This is a genomic window from Viridibacillus arenosi, assembly GCF_001955655.1.
Taxonomy (GTDB): domain Bacteria; phylum Bacillota; class Bacilli; order Bacillales_A; family Planococcaceae; genus Viridibacillus; species Viridibacillus arenosi.
Genome location: NZ_MSPW01000004.1, coordinates 26,855 through 44,967, shown reverse-complemented (window position 1 = coordinate 44,967; position 18,113 = coordinate 26,855). Strand labels below are relative to the sequence as shown.

Below are 18,113 nucleotides of genomic sequence, written 5' to 3'. Positions count from 1 at the left end.
AATCTCTTTTTTCCTCATTACAATCCTTAACATAATACTATCAACTATATTCATTGGGTATCAATATTCAACTGGTGGATACATTCTCGACCCGTTTTCATCTAATACATTGATATGTTTCGGAACTTTCAGAATGACATAAGTAGAGCCATCAGCACCGATATTTCCGTCAATTGTGTCAAATCCACTTTGGGCAAATGGGAAAAGACCAATTTCATCTGTAAAAATATTACCTTCGAATTCATATGAATCAGGTTTTTTAAAATTTAATGTATGCTGATCTGACCAGCTAATCACAGTTGGCTTAACTTTCTCTGAAAGATCTATATTGTACAGGGTACTATGCGTTTTATAAACTTTACCCTTAATTTACTGTTTTATAGTGAGTTTGCTTATTGCCGCTATCGGATAATTAATCGGAACACTGATACAAGCAAAATTGGAATTAATATCGAGCTTTTCTTAACAGTTTTTCAATCTCTTTGTAACCAAGTTTTTCTGCATGCTCAAGTGGAGTAACACCATCTCTATCCGCAAGATTTGGATTAGCTCCATGCTCTAACAAAATACGCACAGTTTCTTGTTGTTTTTTACCACCATCGCCTAAGATGATTGCTTCTAATAATGCCGTCCACCCTAAGTTATTAATATGATTCACATCACTATTTGTTTCAGTTAATAAAAATTTTACAACATCAACATACCCGTGCTCAGAAGCTGGAATTAAAGCAATACCACCATAGCGATTTGTAATTTTAGGATCTGCACCGGCTTTTGAAGTTAGCTTTACAATGTCCAAATAACCTTCTGCTCCTGCATATAAAAATGGAGAATTTTGCATATCATCTTGAATATTTACATCGGCTCCTGCTTCAGTTAACACTTTCGCCGATTTCACGTCGTTATTATATGTCGCAATCATAAGCGCTGTGCGTCCTTTGCCATCTTGTGTATTAATATCTTGTTCAGATTTCAGCGCTTTTTTTACAGCATTACTATCTTGCTTCTCAACAGCTTCAAATAATGACATCTGTACCCCTACTTTCTTAACTGTCACATAACCTGCAAATGCTAAACCTAATGATACAGCCGCAAAAATTGCTTTATTACGCATTCCCATATGATTTCACCATTCCTCTTTGTGAAACTACTTTTCCAAATTAGTATGCCAAACCGACACGTAAGTGTTTAAATTCATTTTGAAATAATTCCTGATAAACGAAGTGAGCAGTGTCACCTACTGTAATTTTCTCTCCGTTTAGTGGTAGCATATTTCTTTCTGTACGATATACACCAATAGCTGAGCCATCTGGTAAATAAGTTGGACAAGCAATTGTCCAATCTAAATCCGATGCTTCTAATGCACGGAATGCTTTTGCATGTTCCTCTGCCGCAAAAGTAAGCTTTCGTTTGGATTCAGATGATTGGAAGCGTAGTTTTCCTCTTTCAGCGCGGCTATCTAAAATGCCGGCTGTACCGATTGTGACGATTCTTTTTACATTTAGTTGCTCCATCGCCCTAATAATATTTGGGACGCCTTCTGATAATGTTGTCGTTTTGTCCGTACCAATTGCACTTATTACTGCGTCTGCCTGCTCCATAGCTTGGACCGTATGTTCAAAATTTTTAACATCTCCTTTAAACTTTTGGAGATTTGGATGTGCTGGCAATTTTTCTAGCGAACGTACGAGTACCTTAACTTCATGCCCTTCAGCTAAGGCACGTTGTAATACTTCATTTCCTACGCGTCCGGTTGCACCGAAGATTGTGATTTTCATTTGGTGATGCTCCTTTATTATTCTTATAATTGGTGATTTATGAAATGGTTTATATATTTTTTCATCGTCTTCTTTATAGTTTAGCATTGTTTGTTTTGTTGGAAATAATAGAATGCTTTATGGAAGTTTTTTGCGTAAATTAGACAGGGGATTTAGGGATTAGTATACTATTTTTAACAATCTATAGGAGGGATTCCATGCAGATATTAGATAGTTATATTAAAGCTACAAATACGCATGATTTTAAGCAAGTAAAAAAATTGTTGCATCCTAAAGCTGTATATTTTTTCTCGGATCAGACCTGCACATGTCACGAAGAAATCCAACAATACTTTGAAAATGCTTGGTCAATAGTAAAGAATGAAAATTACGAAGCACATGATGTTGAATGGTTAGACCAAAAAGAAAGCTCTGCAACTTGTATTTATACATATTTCTATGAGGGATATATTAATGATGAGTATATATGTGGCAAAGGAAGAGCCACTAATATTTTTGTGAAAGAAGCGGATAGATGGCTTCTAGTTCATGAGCATTTAAGCTCTTAAAAGTAATGATCAATAAGATACTTTCTAAGAAACATAAATAAAACCCGTATACGAAGATTTCCATACATTCGTATACGGGTTTTGGAGAGTTAGTATAGAAATAAACAAAGTTTCCCTATTAATTTTCTATATTGTTTCTAAGTATCATACCAATGTTTCTTCACATAAACTCCAGATAACACGGTTATAATGCTTTAAGAGGTGATACAGTGAGAAACTATCAAGTTCTTGTAGTAGAGGATGACAAAGAAATTCAAGAGTTAATAAAACAATTTTTAATGACACAAAACTATATTGTTGAAACCGCATCAGATGGATTAGAAGGAATGAGACAATTTAATAAGCATTCCTATGATTTAATTCTTTTGGATGTGATGATGCCAAACCTTAGGGGATTTGAAATGGCACAAATGATACGAAAACAGTCTAATGTACCAATTATTATGCTAACCGCATTAGAAGAAGAACAACATCAAATGAAAGGCTTTGATATTGGAATCGATGATTATATTACTAAGCCTTTTTCTTTCCATGTTCTGATTAGACGAGTCGAAGCAGTACTGAGAAGAAGTTATGATCAAAGTACGGATAATCATTTAGTATTTAAAGAAGTCCATGTTGATTGTGAAGCATATAAAGTATATGTTAATGAGATTGAAATACTATTAACTACAAAAGAATTCGAAATTCTGCAACTACTACTTCAAAATGAAAAAAAAGTACTTACAAGAGAGCGAATTATAGAAAAGGCTTGGGGCTACGAATATTGTAGTGAAACACGTATTATCGATACACATATTAAAAACATACGAAAAAAATTAGATATACCTTATATTAAAACCGTAAAAGGCATTGGTTACAAAATCGATGAATAAAATATTAAAAATCACAAAGATGAATCGAATTACTTATAAACTCTTTTGGATTACTTCACTTATTTTGTTAGCCTTTGCATTAGTGATGTATCTAACTTTATACTTCTTTCTCCCTACGTTTTATGAACAGTATAAAACAGATCAACTTCAAACAGGAATAGAAGAAATAATTGATAAATCCAAGGATCTTACTTTTCAAAATGCAATACCACTTCTTGATAAATATTCACAAAAAAATAACGCAATAATCTACCTTCAAGATCAAGAAGGAAGAATTATTTATTCTCCTACCTTTTCCTTTACCGGTAGTAATAGTAAAGGGGTAGCAGTAACGCCGGCTACTAAAGGTCCATTGGAGAATTCAGATAATCTTTCCAATTCGTATAATGCTACCATACCTATTCAATTCCTAAACGTTAACTTAACACTCGTGGTGTTCGCAACATTTCAACCTATTAATGAAGCTTCACAGGTATTGGCCCTTTTCCTTCCTTATATTAGTATTATTGTGATTGTTATTGGTTTAGGTAGTGCTTATTTGTATTCACGGTTCATCACAAAACCTCTCATTTATATTAATCAAGGGGCACAAAAGATGGCGAACTTGGATTTCTCTGAAAAAATCGAGGTTCGATCCAATGATGAGCTAGCGGAATTATCCAATAGCTTAAATGATATGTCAGTTAATTTACAACATACTATGCATGATTTAAAGAAAGCAAATCAACAGTTAAAAAGCGATATTGAAAAAGAAAGAAAAATAGAACAAAAACGCAGGGAATTTTTCTCAATAGTAGCACATGAATTAAAAACTCCTCTCACCGTCATGAAAGGATACTTAGAAGGAATGATTTATAATATTGGCCCGTATCAAAATCGTGACCAATACTTAAAGAAGAATCACCAAATTATCGAAAGTATGGAACAACTTGTTCGCGAGATTTTAAGCATGTCAAAATTAGAGCAACATACTTTTAAACTACAATTGGAAGAAGTAAATCTCTCGGAATTAATTAATACAATCACAAAAGATCTTGAATTTTTTGCTTCTCAAAAAGACATTCAAATGATAAAACAAGTTGGTTCTCACCATCTTGTTTATACAGACCGGGTTCTTTTAGAAAAAGCCTGCAAAAATATTGTTCATAATGCAATTATGTATTCACCCCATGGCGAGAAAGTATATATAAATCTAACTGAGGATTCAAAACAACAACACATTCAAATTAAAGTCATTAATACAGGTATTAAAATTAAAGAAGAGGATATACAGCAAATTTTCGAACCGTTTTATAGAATCGAAAAATCAAGAAATCGAAATACTGGTGGAAGTGGCTTAGGGTTATATATTGTAAAGCAAGTTTTTGAAACACTTTCTATTACCTATTCTTTAAATAACACTATACATGGAGTACAATTTTTAGTTACCATTCCTTTATCCACAAAGTGAACAACAAAATAGTTTAGATTTTAATTTTGAAAGAAATTTCTATAATTTTTTTCAAAAGATCATTTTTAAGAAGAAGAAAAAATCCATTTTGAAAGAGATAATTCAAAATGGATTTTTCTATGTAAAATTGTTAACTACATTTAACCTTTGAACAACTTATATTCTAACAACCTCAATACTCTTCAATAACTTTTTTGTCCCTCATGACAGCTAACAACATAAATACACTAAACAAGACTATAAAACTTGCAATAATTGATAAGCCGTATGAACTATTTAATTTAAGGAGAGTATTATTCAAAATGTTAAAAATACAAAAAGAAAGCAAAAATCCATAATATATTGGTCTTCTTTTAGGTTCTTTTGTAGATTCAATATATGTGAAAGAAAGCCATACAAAGAGTGGAAAATAGAATACGGCAATCGTCATAAAAATCCAGCCACTTAGTTCCAATAGATTTACTCCTCTCTAACCTTTTCGTGAATAAAAATGTTCTTTTTCATTTCATTCTACCTTAAAATATTCCAAATAAAAACAACTTGCGGGATTTTAAATCCACAAGCTGTTTTTATTTGGAAGGCAACACACCTATTATTTGATCCTCATTCGTTGAGGACCTTTGCCTTCTGAGTCTATCTTGAAGCTATCCCATTATTCTTTCTATCTTCTGAAACTCAACTAGGTGATCCTGTTCTACCACTCTCATGCTTATCTTGGTTAGAAGGGGGCATCACTTCTGGATTTGGTGCATTTGGCATTCTACTATCTTGATACGAATCTGTTTCTTTTGGACCCGATTCTGTGTTATAGCCTAAATTTAAAAGATTTAAATACGTACCAATTAAAATACCGATTGTCACTAGACCAATAGAAGCCACAATTTTCATCGTATCTCTCTCACCCCTTTCTTATGAGTTTCACCACTGTATTTCTAGATTTTATCTAATTAGAACTATACTAGTTTGCATGGTTTTATTTCTTTTTTCACAGCGTTACCGACATATTTTTTAGCTTTAATACTCGTTTTCCCTATAATTGTCTAAGTACTAAATTTCTTTTTTCTAGATACAACGCTTTATCTGATTGCTTGGTCACTTCTTGGGAATGAGTAACGACAATGATACATTTATTTTCTTTATGAGCAAGTTCTTTAAATAGGTCGATAATTTCCATAGAAGTTTCTTGATCTAGATTTCCAGTTGGTTCATCAGCAATTAATAAATCTACGTTACAAGATAGTGCGCGAGCAATCGCTACACGCTGTTGCTGACCACCGCTAAGCTGTAATACTTTTCTTTTTGCTTCTACTTCTGTTAATCCTACCTTACTTAATAACTCAAGTGCTCTTTCTTTTTTGTCTTTTACATCGACCCCTGTAATCTCCATCGCGGTGACTACATTTTGAAGAGCAGTCATATACGTTATAAGATTATAAGATTGAAAGATAATCGAAACATGTTTGTTTCGATAAGTATCTAGACCTATCTTCCGTATATCTCTTCCGTTGTATAATACATAACCACCTCTTGGAACATCTAATCCACTTGCTAAACTAAGGGTAGTTGTTTTCCCCGATCCTGATGGTCCTAAAATGGTATATAAGCAGCCCGTTTGAAACGAGAAGTTTACGTTATCTAATATATTGATTTTTTTATTATTGCTGTGATAGTGATAATTCAGATTTTTGAATTGTAATATAGTATCCATGTCTATCCCTCTATTCGTCTTTTAATAAAATTTCTTTTGGATTCAATCGAAGAATCGATAATGCCGGAAGAAGTGTTGCTAAAATTGCGATTAATAGACCGAACCCACCTAAATTCAAAATATCTTGTGATGTTACACTTACATCAATATTATCAATAGGATCTACATCTTTACCTAGATCACCATCCATCGCACTCGTAATCATAACCGCTTTTCCTTGTTCCCCTGGATTATTTTCTTGCTCTTCAGAAGCCGTAATTTCTTTCTGTAATAAACTGTCTCCCATTTTTTGAGAAACTGCCCCACCTGTAAATATAGAAAGGCTAAATGCTAAAACAGCTATACATAATACTTCTACTAAGAGTTGACCTATTAATTTCCCTTTCTTCTCACCAATCGCCAGTAAGATACCTAACTCCTTCCGACGTTCTTTTATAGTCAACATTATGATAAGACCAAGAATAATTGTTCCAGTGATTGAAACCATATATACAATCCATTTTGAAGTGGTTGCCATGTTTTCAATAGGGCCGATCATTTTTTTATATAAGGCATCATGAGCATCTAGTTTAAATAGGTCAAAATCAATGTTTGTTTTCTTCCCCAGTGCTTTAAAAGCATCGATATGATCTGGATCATTTAAGTAATAAATGGCTTTATCAATGGGTGTGCCCTTCATATTCTTATTTCCAGAAAATTCTTTTAACGATTCGCACGAAACATATATTTTGTTAGATGGCTTCAAGAACGCTATTGGCATGTTTTGGCCAGTTGTATCGGATGCTTCATAAATCCCTATTATTTCTACCTTTATTTTCGATTTTCCATCGTCTGTTTTGATCTTCACCTTATCACCAACCTTTAGCTTGTTTTGTTCAGCTAACTGTTTTTCAATCAAGGCTACTTTCTTACCTTTATCTTCTGCTGTTATGGTACGCCCCTCAATGATTTTCTCCGTTCCTTCTGTAAATCCTTTCAATAAATCAGAGCTTCTCACGCCGACCAATGATATATTTGGCATTTCTCTATTATTTTGGCCTCCACCAACGAAACCAACCGAGCCTTCATTTTCATTTTCATCAACCTCAATGGGAGTAAAGCCATCCGCTAAACCATAAGCTTCTTTTATATAGTTGAAATTTTTTACATAGGGTGATTTAGCTAACTTATCTGCTTCCTCTGTAGAAATTTCCGGAAGATTTATTTTCTCATTTGGATTTTCTTCATACTGTTTTTCTATATGTTTTTGAACCTTTTTTTGGTCTAATCCTAGCGTTACGTCAACGCCCAACTTTTTTCTAGCAAGATCACTCGCTGTCTCTGTGACATTTTGCATGGCGAATCCTGCTAAGGTTAAATTAGCAACGACTAAAAATACAGTAAATAGGATAAGGGATTTCCCCTTTCTTGCTCTTACACTTAAAAATGCTCGTTTAATAAAATTCATTTCCATAACCTCCTTGATATCTAAAATATATAGCACTTGTCTGGAGCTAGTATGAAGTTATCTAGGAGTCTATCAATAGATATGAGGAAGTTTATGTGGAGAAGATAATATTATAATTTATGGTTTTACCAAACGAGATAAAATATGTTTAACTATAAAAGAGCTGTCCCAAAGTCGATAAAAACCTACTTTGGGACAGCTCTTTTGTATTTTTTATAATTCCTTTTTCAAATAGTAATGCTGATAGTCTCTGCCAACATTATCAATGCTACCAAATACCTCATAGCCATGCTTTTCATAAAAGCCTAATGCCTGAAAACTTAGTGTATCTACTTTGATAAAATCACATTTTGTTTCTATTGCAATCTTTTCTATTTCTAATAGAAGTTTTGTACCATATCCATATTCACGTAAATCTTCATCAACGATTAATGAATGTATTTCTAACCAATTCCAACACACTTGACCTATAATGCCACCTCGAACGTTGCCGTGTTCATCTTTAAGAAAAATACTAATCTCTTGATACCTGCCTCTTAAATCTACTGGGAAGTGAGCCAAATTATATTTATATAGCTGGTCATTTATGTAATCGTGACTACTTTTATTTTTTTCTTTAATAATTTGAATCTCCATATACAATTCCTCCTTTTTCGCTTTCATATACTTGTTCTTGATAGACCGGCAAATACCTGCTTAAAATACTTATGAAAATGCCATTTTATTAAGGTTTTATCTGTATAGAATTTATTTCAATTTCTTAATAACAAAATCAACTACAAAAGAATTAGCCATCGAGCGCCGATAAACCACGGAAACTAAATGGCTATTTCATCCTATTTATCACAATTATTATTTCCTAATTATTTTCCCTTCATTTTTTTATAAATATCTAAATTTGCGCTAAGGACGTTAACTTTATCCTCTCCAAAAACATTAAATGTGCGACTATCAGTATTTGCTTTTACAATGTCATTCACTTCGTCTTCAGAGAGACTGCTTGCTTGTGCTATACGTTTTATTTGGATTTTTGCAGACTCTACACTGATATGTGGGTCAAGTCCCGATCCAGATGCCGTAACTAAATCAGCTGGAATTTGTTCACGTTGTACCCCTGGGTTCGCTTTTAGAAATGTTTCAATATCTGCTTCCATTCGTTTTTTTAGCTCAGGATTAGACGGTGCATAGTTAAAGGTACCTGAACTGACGCCATTATAATTTGTCTCCCCCTTAGCATTGGGTACAAGATCTTCTTTCGTATAAACATTGTAATTGATGGCTGAAACACGCCCCCAGAAAAATTCAGGTGAAGTAAAAGCCTGCCCCAATTTATCCGAGCCTATCATTTTGCCATCCATCTCAATTAAACTCCCGTTTGCCTCATGATTGAATAACACTTGTGCCATCCCAGTGACAGCGAATGGATAAAGTAAGCCACACAATACAAACATTAATAATGTAACCTTCAGCGCTTGTTTAGAATTGCTAAAAAATGCTTTCATGTTATCCCTCCTATAAACCCATTAAATTCAATATTGGTCCGCTCATTAAATCGATTAGTTTAATACCTATAAAGGGTGCGATAATACCTCCTAGCCCATATACTAGCAAGTTTCTTCTTAATAATTTCGAGGCACTCATTGGCTCATACTTCACTCCCCTCATTGCTATTGGGATTAAGAGAGGTATAATAACCGCGTTAAAGATTAGTGCTGAAATGATTGCACTTGTTGGTGAATTTAACTGCATAATATTTAGAGCACTCATTTCCGGAACTGCAACCATTAACATAGCGGGTATAATAGCGAAATATTTTGCTACGTCATTTGCAATACTGAACGTCGTTAATGCACCTCTAGTCATGAGTAATTGCTTCCCTATTTCTACAACTTCAATAATTTTCGTAGGATTAGAATCTAGATCAACCATATTTGCTGCTTCTTTCGCAGCATTCGTTCCCGAGTTCATAGCTAACCCCACATTCGCTTGTGCCAAAGCGGGTGCATCGTTCGTGCCATCACCTGTCATAGCGACAATTTTCCCTTGAGATTGTTCATCTTTAATCACCTTGATTTTATCTTCAGGTTTGCTTTCAGCAATAAAGCTATCCACTCCAGATTCTTTTGCTATTGTAGCTGCAGTGAGTGGATTGTCACCTGTACACATGATGGTTTTAATCCCCATTGAACGAAGTTTTTCAAAACGCTCTTTTAAACCAGGCTTTACGATATCTTTGAGATATATAACGCCAAGAATCTTTTCATTCTTCATTACTACTAATGGTGTACCACCTAAAGATGATACTTGATGAACTAGACTTTCTAGATCCTTCGGTACTTCATAACCAGCATTTACACTCTTATTTTTTATCGAATCATACGCACCTTTACGTATTTTCGTTCCATCCTTCATATCTAGACCACTCATGCGAGTATATGCTGAAAATGCAATATGTTCGCTCGTATCAATGACCTTTCTTTCATCAGTACTATCCACATCTAATTGACTTGCAAGAGCTAAAATAGATTTCCCTTCAGGCGTATCATCTGTCAATGAACTTAACCATGCCGCACGTATTAATTCTTTTTTCCCAACACCTTGGATAGGTAAAAATTCGGAAGCAAAACGATTTCCATAAGTGATAGTACCTGTTTTATCTAAAATCAATGTATCCACGTCACCGCATGATTCCACAGCTTTACCTGACATAGCAATCACATTGAACTGTGTTACACGATCCATTCCTGCGATTCCAATTGCCGATAACAATCCTCCAATTGTTGTTGGGATTAAACAGACGATCAAAGCAACAAGTGTGGCGATTGGAATATGCACTTGTAGATAAGTAGTCATAGGATAAAGCGTAACAACAACCAGTAAAAAGATAATCGTTAAACTGACTAATAACGTATTTAGGGCAATTTCATTCGGTGTTTTTTTTCGACTAGCCCCTTCAATAAGAGCAATCATTTTATCTAAAAAAGATTCCCCAGGCAGTGAGGTGATTTCAATTTCCAGCCAATCACTCGTCACTGTCGTTCCACCTGTAACAGATGAAAAGTCTCCACCTCGTTCTTTCACAACAGGTGCTGACTCGCCAGTGATTGCCGATTCATCAACTGTTGCAATTCCATCAATTACTTCCCCGTCATTTGGGATAACTTCTCCTGCCTGAACTAAGACAATATCACCTTTCTTAAGTTCATCGGCTTGTTTTTTGACCTGCGTTCCATCAGCAAGTAAAACGCAAGCCTCTGTCACTGTTTTTGTTTTCTTAAGTGACTGAACTTGCGCTTTTCCACGCCCTTCTGCAATGGATTCAGCGAAATTCGCAAATAAGATTGTAATAAACAAGATGAAAGCTACTATCGCATTATAAAGACGGGCTGATCCCTCAGTGACATCACCCATCATATTCGGGAAAATGGTTAACAAAACGACAAAAACAAAACCTACTTCCACTACGAACATAACCGGATTTTTTATCATATATAAAGGATTTAATTTTTTGAATGCGCCTAAAATTGAACTCTTCATAATATCACGATTTATAAAACTCTTTTTCGTTACGGTTTCCATTTATGTCTCTCCTCATTAAGAACGTATTTGTAAATGTTCTGTAATCGGGCCTAATGCTAAGGCTGGCAGGAAGGTCAATGCACCAATCATCAAGACAATAGCAATAAGCAAGAATGTGAACATCGGATTGTCGGTTTTCAATGTCCCCACCGAATCACTGTGCCATAACTTTTTCGCTAGAAGCGACGCAATGGCAAGTTGAATAATGATAGATAGATAGCGTCCAAAGAACATAGCAAAGCCAGTGGTCATGTTCCAAAATGGCGAGTTATCAGCTAAACCTTCAAACCCTGAACCATTATTTGCTGAGGATGAGGCATATTCATATAAAACCTGTGATAATCCATGTGCTCCCGGATTTGTAATTCCTGCAATACCAGCAGTAGTCGCTACAGCAAGAGCTGAGAATAACAATATAAGAGCCGGGTGGATTAAAATGCATAGTGCAATTAATTTCATTTCTTTCTCTTCGATTTTTTTGCCCAAAAATTGTGGAGTACGTCCGATCATTAAACACGCGATGAAAATAGTTAACATGACATACATCATCATGTTCATTAATCCAACACCTTTACCCCCAAACACGACATTCAGCATCATATTAAACATTGGTACCATACCACCAAGCGGCGTTAAAGAATCATGCATATTATTTATTGAGCCTGTCGTAAAGGCCGTCGTTACCACTGTAAACAACACAGATTGGGGGATACCAAAGCGCATTTCCTTTCCTTCCATACTACCTATATCTTGAGAGATACCTAGATTATTAATTATGGGGTTACCTACACTTTCTGCTATGTAACAAGTAACTAAGCCGATGAGGAGAAGAATACACATAGCTGCAAAAATAACCAAACCTTGTTTGCCAAATAGCGTTTTCTTACGTCGATTTGCTACCATTAAACCGAATGTCACAACACAAGCACCAGGCAATAACATCATAGATAGCATTTCCACAATGTTTGAAATGACTGTTGGATTTTCAAAGGGTGTGGTTGAATTGGCTCCGTTAAAACCACCACCATTTGTACCGATGTGTTTAATCGATTCAAGGGATGCAATAGGGCCAAGTGCAATATCCTGCATTTTCCCTTCTATTGTCTGAACTGTTTCGTTACCATTTAAAGTTTGTGGCGAACCTTGGGCTACTAAAATTAACGCCACTATAAATGAAAGAGGTATTAATAAGCGTGTTATCACACGTACAAAATCCACAAAGAAGTTTCCGATTGTATCCGATTTTGCTACCAATCTACGACAGAATGCCATGCATGAAACATAACCTGTCGCTGCCGATGTGAACATCATGAATGTGATGACAAGCATCTGAGCCAAATAGCTTAACCCTGATTCTCCGCTATAGTGTTGCAAATTTGTGTTTGTCATAAATGAAATAATCGTATTGAATGACAACGTGGATTCCATGTTATCGATATCATTTGGATTAAGAAATAAAGTCGACTGAATCCGTAATATGAAATAGCCGATGAATACCATAATTGCGTTTGATAGAATGAGCGCTATTACATATTGTTTACCGGTCATATCAACTTGCTTGATTCCACAAAATTTATAGATAATGTTATCCACGCGATTCATTACCGGATCAAGCCATGTCTTTTGCTGCATCGTCACTTGATACAAATAATGACCTGCTGCAATGACAAGCGGTAAATAAATGACTAGCACTAAGGCAATTTGCCACATATTTATTTCCCCCTATAGGTTTATTAATAGTTTTCTGGATAGAGCAATGCATAACCTAAATAACCAAACAATGAAACAATAATGATACCTATTACAACCCACATAATGAGACCCCCTTAATTGTCTACTTGCTTGTAACACCAAGCCGTTAGCGAATAGAGACTAGCAAAACTTAGGATTAATGCAATGACCATATATAAATCCATCAAGTCAATCACTCCTTCTATTGATTTCATGGATAATCATAATGCAGTTAAAATTAATGTAGTGTTAGAAAAAGAGCTAATTGTATTAAAATGGTATTAAGATTCAATCTTAATACTGTCTTAATGCTAGTTGGGGCTATAATAAGAAGGAGGTGAAGATGGATGGAATACACGCGCCCTAATCCCGATGCTATTTTAGCTAAGGTAAAAAGACAGGAATCAAAAGAAGCATCGGGGAGCCTGAAGATATTTCTTGGGTATGCTGCTGGAGTAGGAAAAACATATTCAATGCTCGATACTGCCCATCAAGCAAAAAAGCTAGGTTTGGATGTAGTTGTTGGCTATGTTGAACCACATCCCCGACCAGAAACAGCTGCTTTGCTCGACGGACTTGAGATGGTTCCTACCAAAAAGATTCACTATAAAGGAAAGTCATTTGAAGAACTGGATATAGATGCAGTGCTTGAATGTAAACCTGATCTTGTACTGGTTGATGAACTAGCGCATACAAATGTTCCAACAATGCGCCATTTAAAACGATTCGGTGATGTTCAAGAATTATTAGCAAAAGGAATTCATGTTTATACAACTGTTAATATCCAACATATTGAGAGTCTTCATGATTTGGTTGAAGAAATTACGGGTGTAAAAGTAAATGAACGTATTCCAGATTATCTGATTGATAATGCTACACAAATAAAACTCGTAGATATTGAGCCTGATGATCTAATTCAAAGATTAAAAGAAGGCAAAATTTATCACACTCAACAGGCTGAAAAAGCAATGCAACATTTTTTTCAAAAAGCTAACTTAATAGCACTCCGCGAAATAGCTTTGCGCAGGACTGCCGATACAATTGATTATCAGAAAACGCAGGAAAGCTGTTCACTGTTCCATACCTCTCAAATTGAGGAACATATTTTAGTAGGTATCAGTAGTTCACCTACAAATGCGAAAGTAATCCGAACTGCAGCGAGACTTGCTCAAGCCTTACACGGAAAATTCACTGCACTTTATGTACATAACAAAGAAATGAAGGATGAAAACGAGGTTAATTTAGAAAGGTTACAGCAGCATATTAAACTAACGGAGCAACTTGGAGGCCATATAGTGACTGTACAAGAAGATGATGTTGCTGCAGCACTAGCCAATTATGCTCAAATGAGTGGTGTTACAAAACTCGTTATCGGTAGAACAACTACAAAAAAACAGTGGTGGAAACCTAATTCAAAAATCGGAGATCGGCTCAACGAATTTGTGCCTAATTTAGCTATGTATATAGTACCTGACCAAGAAAACGAATCAATACGTTTCCCAGATGTACGATCACAACTAAAATTCAATTGGTATGACTTACTAAAAATGCTATTCGTTTTTAGCTTGGCATCCTTAATTGGTTTGTTCTTTGCACGAATAGGCGTAAGTGAAGCCAATATCATAACAATATACATTTTAGGCGTGTTAATACTTGCCATTTGGTCGACAAGCTGGGTATTTAGCATAATTAGTTCATTGATGGCCGTTCTTATTTTCAATTTTATATTCACTGAACCAAGGTTCTCATTTGAAGCATACAACAGAGATTATCCTATGACATTTTTCATCATGTTCATCTCTGGGATAATCACAAGTAGTTTGACTAGGAAAGTAAAAAAACAAGCTCTCGGTGCTGTACAAAAGTCTTACCGAATGGAGGTTTTGCTTGAAACTAACCGTAAGCTACAACAAGCAAAATCGTTACAAGAAATTGTTACAGAGGGTATGTCACAAGTTGTAAAGCTTGTCGAAAAGCCAGCGATGTTTTTTGAGATAAACAATCAACAGATTATGAAAACATCATTTTTCCCAACCGATGTGATGACTAATTCAAAAAATAAAGAGTTGGAAAATCTATTTAATAATCGAAACGAGCGTGCTGTAGTAACATGGGTTTCCAATAATAAGCAGGTAGCTGGTGTTTCTACTGATACGTTTCCTGGAGCAAGTTCTTATTATTTACCAGTTCTTTCTGGTGATGATGTCAAAGGAGTAATTGGTATTATGTTGTCGAAAGAAACACCACTACCTGCCTTTGAACGACATATTCTGCATGCGATTATGAATGATTTTTCGTTTGCCATTGATAAATGGTATTTACAGAAATCCAATGAGCAAGTTACACGGGAAGCTGAACTTGAGCAAATGCGAGCAAACTTTTTACGTGCCATCTCCCACGATTTAAGGACGCCACTTACGAGTATTTCAGGTAATGCTGATATATTATTAACCAAAAGCAGCCAAATTGACGATATGCAAAAAAAACAGCTATACCAAGATATTTACAGCAACTCAAAATGGCTTGTACAAATGGTAGAGAATTTGCTTGCCGTTTCAAAGCTAGATGATGGGCAACTTGCGATTGAGATGAGACCTGAACTTGTTGAAGATATTATACAAGAGGCGCTCATGCATGTAGTTCGTAATGAACATACACATCAAATTCATTGTCATGTCGAGCCAGACTTGTTATTTGCTGTGATGGATGCACGACTTATCATTCAAGTGATTATCAATATTATTGATAATGCACTGACATATACTCCAGCAGGAAGTGAGATTATCTTATCTGCAAAGGAGCAGGGAGACTATGTGCATATAAGTATTAGCGATAATGGACCTGGCATTGATGATGCTCTAAAAACACGACTATTTGAACCTTTTACAATAGGGAAAAATTATCGTAGTGATAGCCGAAGGGGTCTAGGGCTCGGCTTAGCACTATGCCAAACCATCCTAAGAGTACACGATAGTAAATTAACTGTTTCAGACAATAAACCAAAAGGTACCGTTTTTAGTTTTGTACTTCAAAAAGGAGTTGTCAATGTCAATGAATAACCGAATTCTTGTTATAGAAGATGATAAAGCAATTGGAAATTTGATTAAAATGACATTGAGTACGCAAGGCTATGAATACGATATTGCTATTGATGGTAAATCAGCATTGCAAAAGGTACTTTCAATGCCACCAGATGTAATTATTCTTGATCTTGGCCTACCAGATATGGATGGCATTGAAGTGATTAATAAAATTCGTGGATGGTCCCAAACTCCAATTATTATTGTCAGCGCACGTGGTGAGGAGCATGATAAAATTCACGCTCTCGATGCAGGGGCAGATGATTATGTGACGAAACCATTTAGCGTAGATGAACTACTTGCTCGAATTCGGGTAGCTCTTAGGAGAGTAAAAAAAGACAGTCTTCTAGATATGGAACTTCCCATATTTACTAATGGTAATTTGAAAATTGACTATTTAGCTAACACCGTATTTATTCGTGGAGAAGAAATTCACCTTACACCAATTGAGTACAAATTATTGGTCGTATTGGCCAAACATGTTGGAAAAGTATTGACGCACAATTTTCTATTGAAAGAAGTTTGGCAACAAGTATTACCATCTGATGTACCCAGTTTGCGGGTTTTCATGGCAACTTTACGCAAGAAAATTGAAGAGAATCCTGCAAACCCAAAGTATATTCAAACTCATGTACGTGTCGGGTACCGAATGCTTCGTTATGAGGACGAATAATGTAGAGAAAACATTTAATCTATAGGTAGAGCTCTAGCATCTAATACATTAAAAAGGCTATCTAATTAAGCAATTCCACTTAATCAGATAGCCTTTCGCTTCCTATAAAACTCAATTCCTAACTCCCCTTATTGCGCCCTTCAGGGAACAAGACATCCTCAAGTTCATCATCATCCGAAGACTCCGATAACTCAACACCTGAACGATACGCAGCACGAGTAATCAAATGTCCTGCTACAGGAGCTGTTAAAAACACAAATACAATACCAAGTATTAAACGAACACTTATATAGCCTTCATGCGCCCAAAAGTATAAGAACGCACCAAGAAGCGATAGTAGTACAGCTAATGTTGAACTCTTCGTGGCTGCATGTGAACGAGTATACACATCTGGCAAGCGAAGCAAACCAAATGCGCTAATTAAACTCATCAGACTACCACCTAAAATCAATAACACACCTACCCACTCAATGATCGGATTTACGTTCAACTATAGTGCCCCTCTCTAGATATTTTGAAAATGCAATCGTCCCAATGAACGACAGAATTCCCAAAATCAAAATAACCTCTAGAAATGCCTTCGTCTTCAATACAATTGAAATAATCGCTATCATCGAAAGCAAATTAACACCAATCATATCAAGACCTACTACGCGATCTGGCATTGAAGGACCACGTAAAACTCTGTAAAACGCAACCATAATCGTCAATGCAAATAATGTTAGTGAAATGAGTAATATCGTCTCCTTCATTAGCGTGTCACCTCCATAATTGCTTTCTCAAAGTTACCAATTGAGCGTAGTACATCTGCCTTTGACTTTTCCAAATCCATTGCATGAATGTAGAAAAGGTCTCCTTCTGGCGATATTTCCATCACAACCGAACCAGGGGTCAGCGTTAATAAAATTGAAAGAGTAGTAATTTCCAAATCACCATTTAAGGCTGTTTTATATGTGAAAATCCCAGGCTTTATCTTCAACTTTGGACTACAAATCTGCTTTAAAACAAGCTCGCTAGATAATAACAGTTCCCATATAAAAAGAAACAGCAATTTAATGAGTGCAAACAATCTTTTTAAGTAAAATTGAGTTCCAAAAAAGCGATGCATCAAATACAATATTCCGATTCCAACAACAAATCCCGTCATAAATGTAGAGAAATACGGGGCATCTTCATCTTTCAATAACATCCATAGCACCGCGATAAATATATTCAATAAAAACTGTGCGGGCATCACGTCTCAC

20 protein-coding genes are annotated in these 18,113 nt (G+C 35.5%); 5 read left to right on the top strand and 15 right to left on the bottom strand.

All coding sequences use genetic code 11. The features are described from left to right. Positions 1 to 60: 60 nt before the first annotated feature. The 3 genes from BK137_RS09050 to BK137_RS09040 all read right to left on the bottom strand — a co-directional run bounded on the left by BK137_RS09050 (position 61) and on the right by BK137_RS09040 (position 1,778). Entirely contained in the window at positions 61 to 297 is a 237-nt protein-coding gene (locus BK137_RS09050) for a hypothetical protein (protein WP_038180749.1), read from the bottom strand. 148 nt (positions 298 to 445) lie between these two features. Then, a complete protein-coding gene (locus BK137_RS09045; protein WP_081730028.1) occupies positions 446 to 1,120 on the bottom strand; it encodes an ankyrin repeat domain-containing protein in 675 nt (224 codons plus the stop codon). 40 nt (positions 1,121 to 1,160) lie between these two features. Continuing rightward, positions 1,161 to 1,778 carry an NAD(P)-dependent oxidoreductase gene (locus BK137_RS09040; protein ID WP_038180752.1) on the bottom strand — a complete coding sequence of 206 codons (618 nt, stop codon included), beginning with the start codon at positions 1,776 to 1,778 and terminating at the stop codon, positions 1,161 to 1,163. Between the two features lie 197 nt (positions 1,779 to 1,975). On the opposite strand from BK137_RS09040, the gene BK137_RS09035 reads away from it, so the two are divergent. The 3 genes from BK137_RS09035 (at position 1,976) to BK137_RS09025 (ending at position 4,651) form a co-directional block, all read left to right on the top strand. Further along, positions 1,976 to 2,326 carry a YybH family protein gene (locus tag BK137_RS09035; RefSeq protein WP_038180755.1) on the top strand — a complete coding sequence of 117 codons (351 nt, stop codon included), beginning with the start codon at positions 1,976 to 1,978 and terminating at the stop codon, positions 2,324 to 2,326. 209 nt (positions 2,327 to 2,535) lie between these two features. Beyond that, complete coding sequence (locus BK137_RS09030) at positions 2,536 to 3,201, top strand: response regulator transcription factor (protein ID WP_038180757.1); 666 nt, start codon at positions 2,536 to 2,538, stop codon at positions 3,199 to 3,201. Further along, on the top strand, positions 3,194 to 4,651 hold the full coding sequence (locus tag BK137_RS09025; RefSeq protein WP_038180759.1) for a sensor histidine kinase: 1,458 nt from the start codon (positions 3,194 to 3,196) through the stop codon (positions 4,649 to 4,651). Before BK137_RS09030 ends, BK137_RS09025 begins: the two co-directional genes overlap by 8 nt. A gap of 172 nt (positions 4,652 to 4,823) precedes the next feature. On the opposite strand, the gene BK137_RS09020 is transcribed toward BK137_RS09025, so the two are convergent. From BK137_RS09020 to kdpF, 9 genes are all read right to left on the bottom strand, one after another. After that, complete coding sequence (locus BK137_RS09020) at positions 4,824 to 5,105, bottom strand: hypothetical protein (protein ID WP_038180761.1); 282 nt, start codon at positions 5,103 to 5,105, stop codon at positions 4,824 to 4,826. A gap of 221 nt (positions 5,106 to 5,326) precedes the next feature. Then, positions 5,327 to 5,539, bottom strand: a complete 213-nt coding sequence (locus tag BK137_RS09015) for a hypothetical protein (RefSeq protein WP_038180763.1) — start codon at positions 5,537 to 5,539, stop codon at positions 5,327 to 5,329. A gap of 142 nt (positions 5,540 to 5,681) precedes the next feature. Then, positions 5,682 to 6,359 (bottom strand): ABC transporter ATP-binding protein, encoded by a 678-nt coding sequence (locus tag BK137_RS09010; RefSeq protein ID WP_038180766.1) that lies wholly within the window; start codon positions 6,357 to 6,359, stop codon positions 5,682 to 5,684. Positions 6,360 to 6,369: 10 nt separating this feature from the next. Then, entirely contained in the window at positions 6,370 to 7,806 is a 1,437-nt protein-coding gene (locus tag BK137_RS09005) for an ABC transporter permease (RefSeq protein WP_038180768.1), read from the bottom strand. 213 nt (positions 7,807 to 8,019) lie between these two features. Continuing rightward, positions 8,020 to 8,442, bottom strand: coding sequence for a GNAT family N-acetyltransferase (locus BK137_RS09000; RefSeq protein ID WP_038180770.1), 423 nt, complete (start codon positions 8,440 to 8,442; stop codon positions 8,020 to 8,022). 227 nt (positions 8,443 to 8,669) lie between these two features. Next, positions 8,670 to 9,308 (bottom strand): K(+)-transporting ATPase subunit C, encoded by a 639-nt coding sequence (gene kdpC / locus BK137_RS08995; protein ID WP_038180773.1) that lies wholly within the window; start codon positions 9,306 to 9,308, stop codon positions 8,670 to 8,672. Positions 9,309 to 9,318: 10 nt separating this feature from the next. Further along, a complete protein-coding gene (gene kdpB, locus BK137_RS08990) occupies positions 9,319 to 11,385 on the bottom strand; it encodes a potassium-transporting ATPase subunit KdpB (RefSeq protein WP_038180775.1) in 2,067 nt (688 codons plus the stop codon). 15 nt (positions 11,386 to 11,400) lie between these two features. Further along, positions 11,401 to 13,095 (bottom strand): potassium-transporting ATPase subunit KdpA, encoded by a 1,695-nt coding sequence (gene kdpA / locus BK137_RS08985; protein WP_038180778.1) that lies wholly within the window; start codon positions 13,093 to 13,095, stop codon positions 11,401 to 11,403. A gap of 23 nt (positions 13,096 to 13,118) precedes the next feature. Next, positions 13,119 to 13,199: a K(+)-transporting ATPase subunit F gene (gene kdpF, locus BK137_RS22975; protein ID WP_076034203.1), complete on the bottom strand. Its 81-nt coding sequence runs from the start codon at positions 13,197 to 13,199 to the stop codon at positions 13,119 to 13,121. A gap of 264 nt (positions 13,200 to 13,463) precedes the next feature. On the opposite strand from kdpF, the gene BK137_RS08975 reads away from it, so the two are divergent. Next, the gene (locus tag BK137_RS08975) at positions 13,464 to 16,175 is read left to right on the top strand and encodes a sensor histidine kinase (RefSeq protein ID WP_038180781.1); all 2,712 of its coding nucleotides are present in this window, start codon (positions 13,464 to 13,466) and stop codon (positions 16,173 to 16,175) included. Then, entirely contained in the window at positions 16,168 to 16,869 is a 702-nt protein-coding gene (locus BK137_RS08970) for a response regulator transcription factor (RefSeq protein WP_038180952.1), read from the top strand. The genes BK137_RS08975 and BK137_RS08970 overlap by 8 nt, the downstream gene beginning before the upstream one ends. A gap of 118 nt (positions 16,870 to 16,987) precedes the next feature. On the opposite strand, the gene BK137_RS08965 is transcribed toward BK137_RS08970, so the two are convergent. The 3 genes from BK137_RS08965 to BK137_RS08955 are packed head-to-tail and all read right to left on the bottom strand — an operon-like array spanning position 16,988 to position 18,103. Further along, positions 16,988 to 17,359: a Na+/H+ antiporter subunit G gene (locus BK137_RS08965; RefSeq protein ID WP_038180784.1), complete on the bottom strand. Its 372-nt coding sequence runs from the start codon at positions 17,357 to 17,359 to the stop codon at positions 16,988 to 16,990. Beyond that, positions 17,337 to 17,621, bottom strand: a complete 285-nt coding sequence (locus BK137_RS08960; RefSeq protein ID WP_038180787.1) for a Na(+)/H(+) antiporter subunit F1 — start codon at positions 17,619 to 17,621, stop codon at positions 17,337 to 17,339. Before BK137_RS08960 ends, BK137_RS08965 begins: the two co-directional genes overlap by 23 nt. Next, positions 17,621 to 18,103 (bottom strand): Na+/H+ antiporter subunit E, encoded by a 483-nt coding sequence (locus BK137_RS08955; protein ID WP_038180789.1) that lies wholly within the window; start codon positions 18,101 to 18,103, stop codon positions 17,621 to 17,623. Before BK137_RS08955 ends, BK137_RS08960 begins: the two co-directional genes overlap by 1 nt. Positions 18,104 to 18,113 lie beyond the last annotated feature (10 nt).

Excerpts from the sequence above, each read along its gene's own strand:
- BK137_RS09035 (WP_038180755.1), top strand. The coding sequence starts at position 1,976 with ATGCAGATATTAGATAGTTATATTAAAGCTACAAATACGCATGATTTT.
- BK137_RS09025 (WP_038180759.1), top strand. The coding sequence starts at position 3,194 with ATGAATAAAATATTAAAAATCACAAAGATGAATCGAATTACTTATAAA.
- kdpB (WP_038180775.1), bottom strand. The coding sequence starts at position 11,385 with ATGGAAACCGTAACGAAAAAGAGTTTTATAAATCGTGATATTATGAAG.
- BK137_RS08960 (WP_038180787.1), bottom strand. The coding sequence starts at position 17,621 with ATGAAGGAGACGATATTACTCATTTCACTAACATTATTTGCATTGACG.
- BK137_RS09045 (WP_081730028.1), bottom strand. The coding sequence starts at position 1,120 with ATGGGAATGCGTAATAAAGCAATTTTTGCGGCTGTATCATTAGGTTTA.
- BK137_RS08975 (WP_038180781.1), top strand. The coding sequence starts at position 13,464 with ATGGAATACACGCGCCCTAATCCCGATGCTATTTTAGCTAAGGTAAAA.
- BK137_RS09015 (WP_038180763.1), bottom strand. The coding sequence starts at position 5,539 with ATGAAAATTGTGGCTTCTATTGGTCTAGTGACAATCGGTATTTTAATT.
- BK137_RS09005 (WP_038180768.1), bottom strand. The coding sequence starts at position 7,806 with ATGAATTTTATTAAACGAGCATTTTTAAGTGTAAGAGCAAGAAAGGGG.
- BK137_RS08955 (WP_038180789.1), bottom strand. The coding sequence starts at position 18,103 with ATGCCCGCACAGTTTTTATTGAATATATTTATCGCGGTGCTATGGATG.
- BK137_RS09010 (WP_038180766.1), bottom strand. The coding sequence starts at position 6,359 with ATGGATACTATATTACAATTCAAAAATCTGAATTATCACTATCACAGC.
- BK137_RS09000 (WP_038180770.1), bottom strand. The coding sequence starts at position 8,442 with ATGGAGATTCAAATTATTAAAGAAAAAAATAAAAGTAGTCACGATTAC.
- BK137_RS08970 (WP_038180952.1), top strand. The coding sequence starts at position 16,168 with ATGAATAACCGAATTCTTGTTATAGAAGATGATAAAGCAATTGGAAAT.
- kdpC (WP_038180773.1), bottom strand. The coding sequence starts at position 9,308 with ATGAAAGCATTTTTTAGCAATTCTAAACAAGCGCTGAAGGTTACATTA.
- kdpA (WP_038180778.1), bottom strand. The coding sequence starts at position 13,095 with ATGTGGCAAATTGCCTTAGTGCTAGTCATTTATTTACCGCTTGTCATT.
- BK137_RS09040 (WP_038180752.1), bottom strand. The coding sequence starts at position 1,778 with ATGAAAATCACAATCTTCGGTGCAACCGGACGCGTAGGAAATGAAGTA.
- kdpF (WP_076034203.1), bottom strand. The coding sequence starts at position 13,199 with ATGTGGGTTGTAATAGGTATCATTATTGTTTCATTGTTTGGTTATTTA.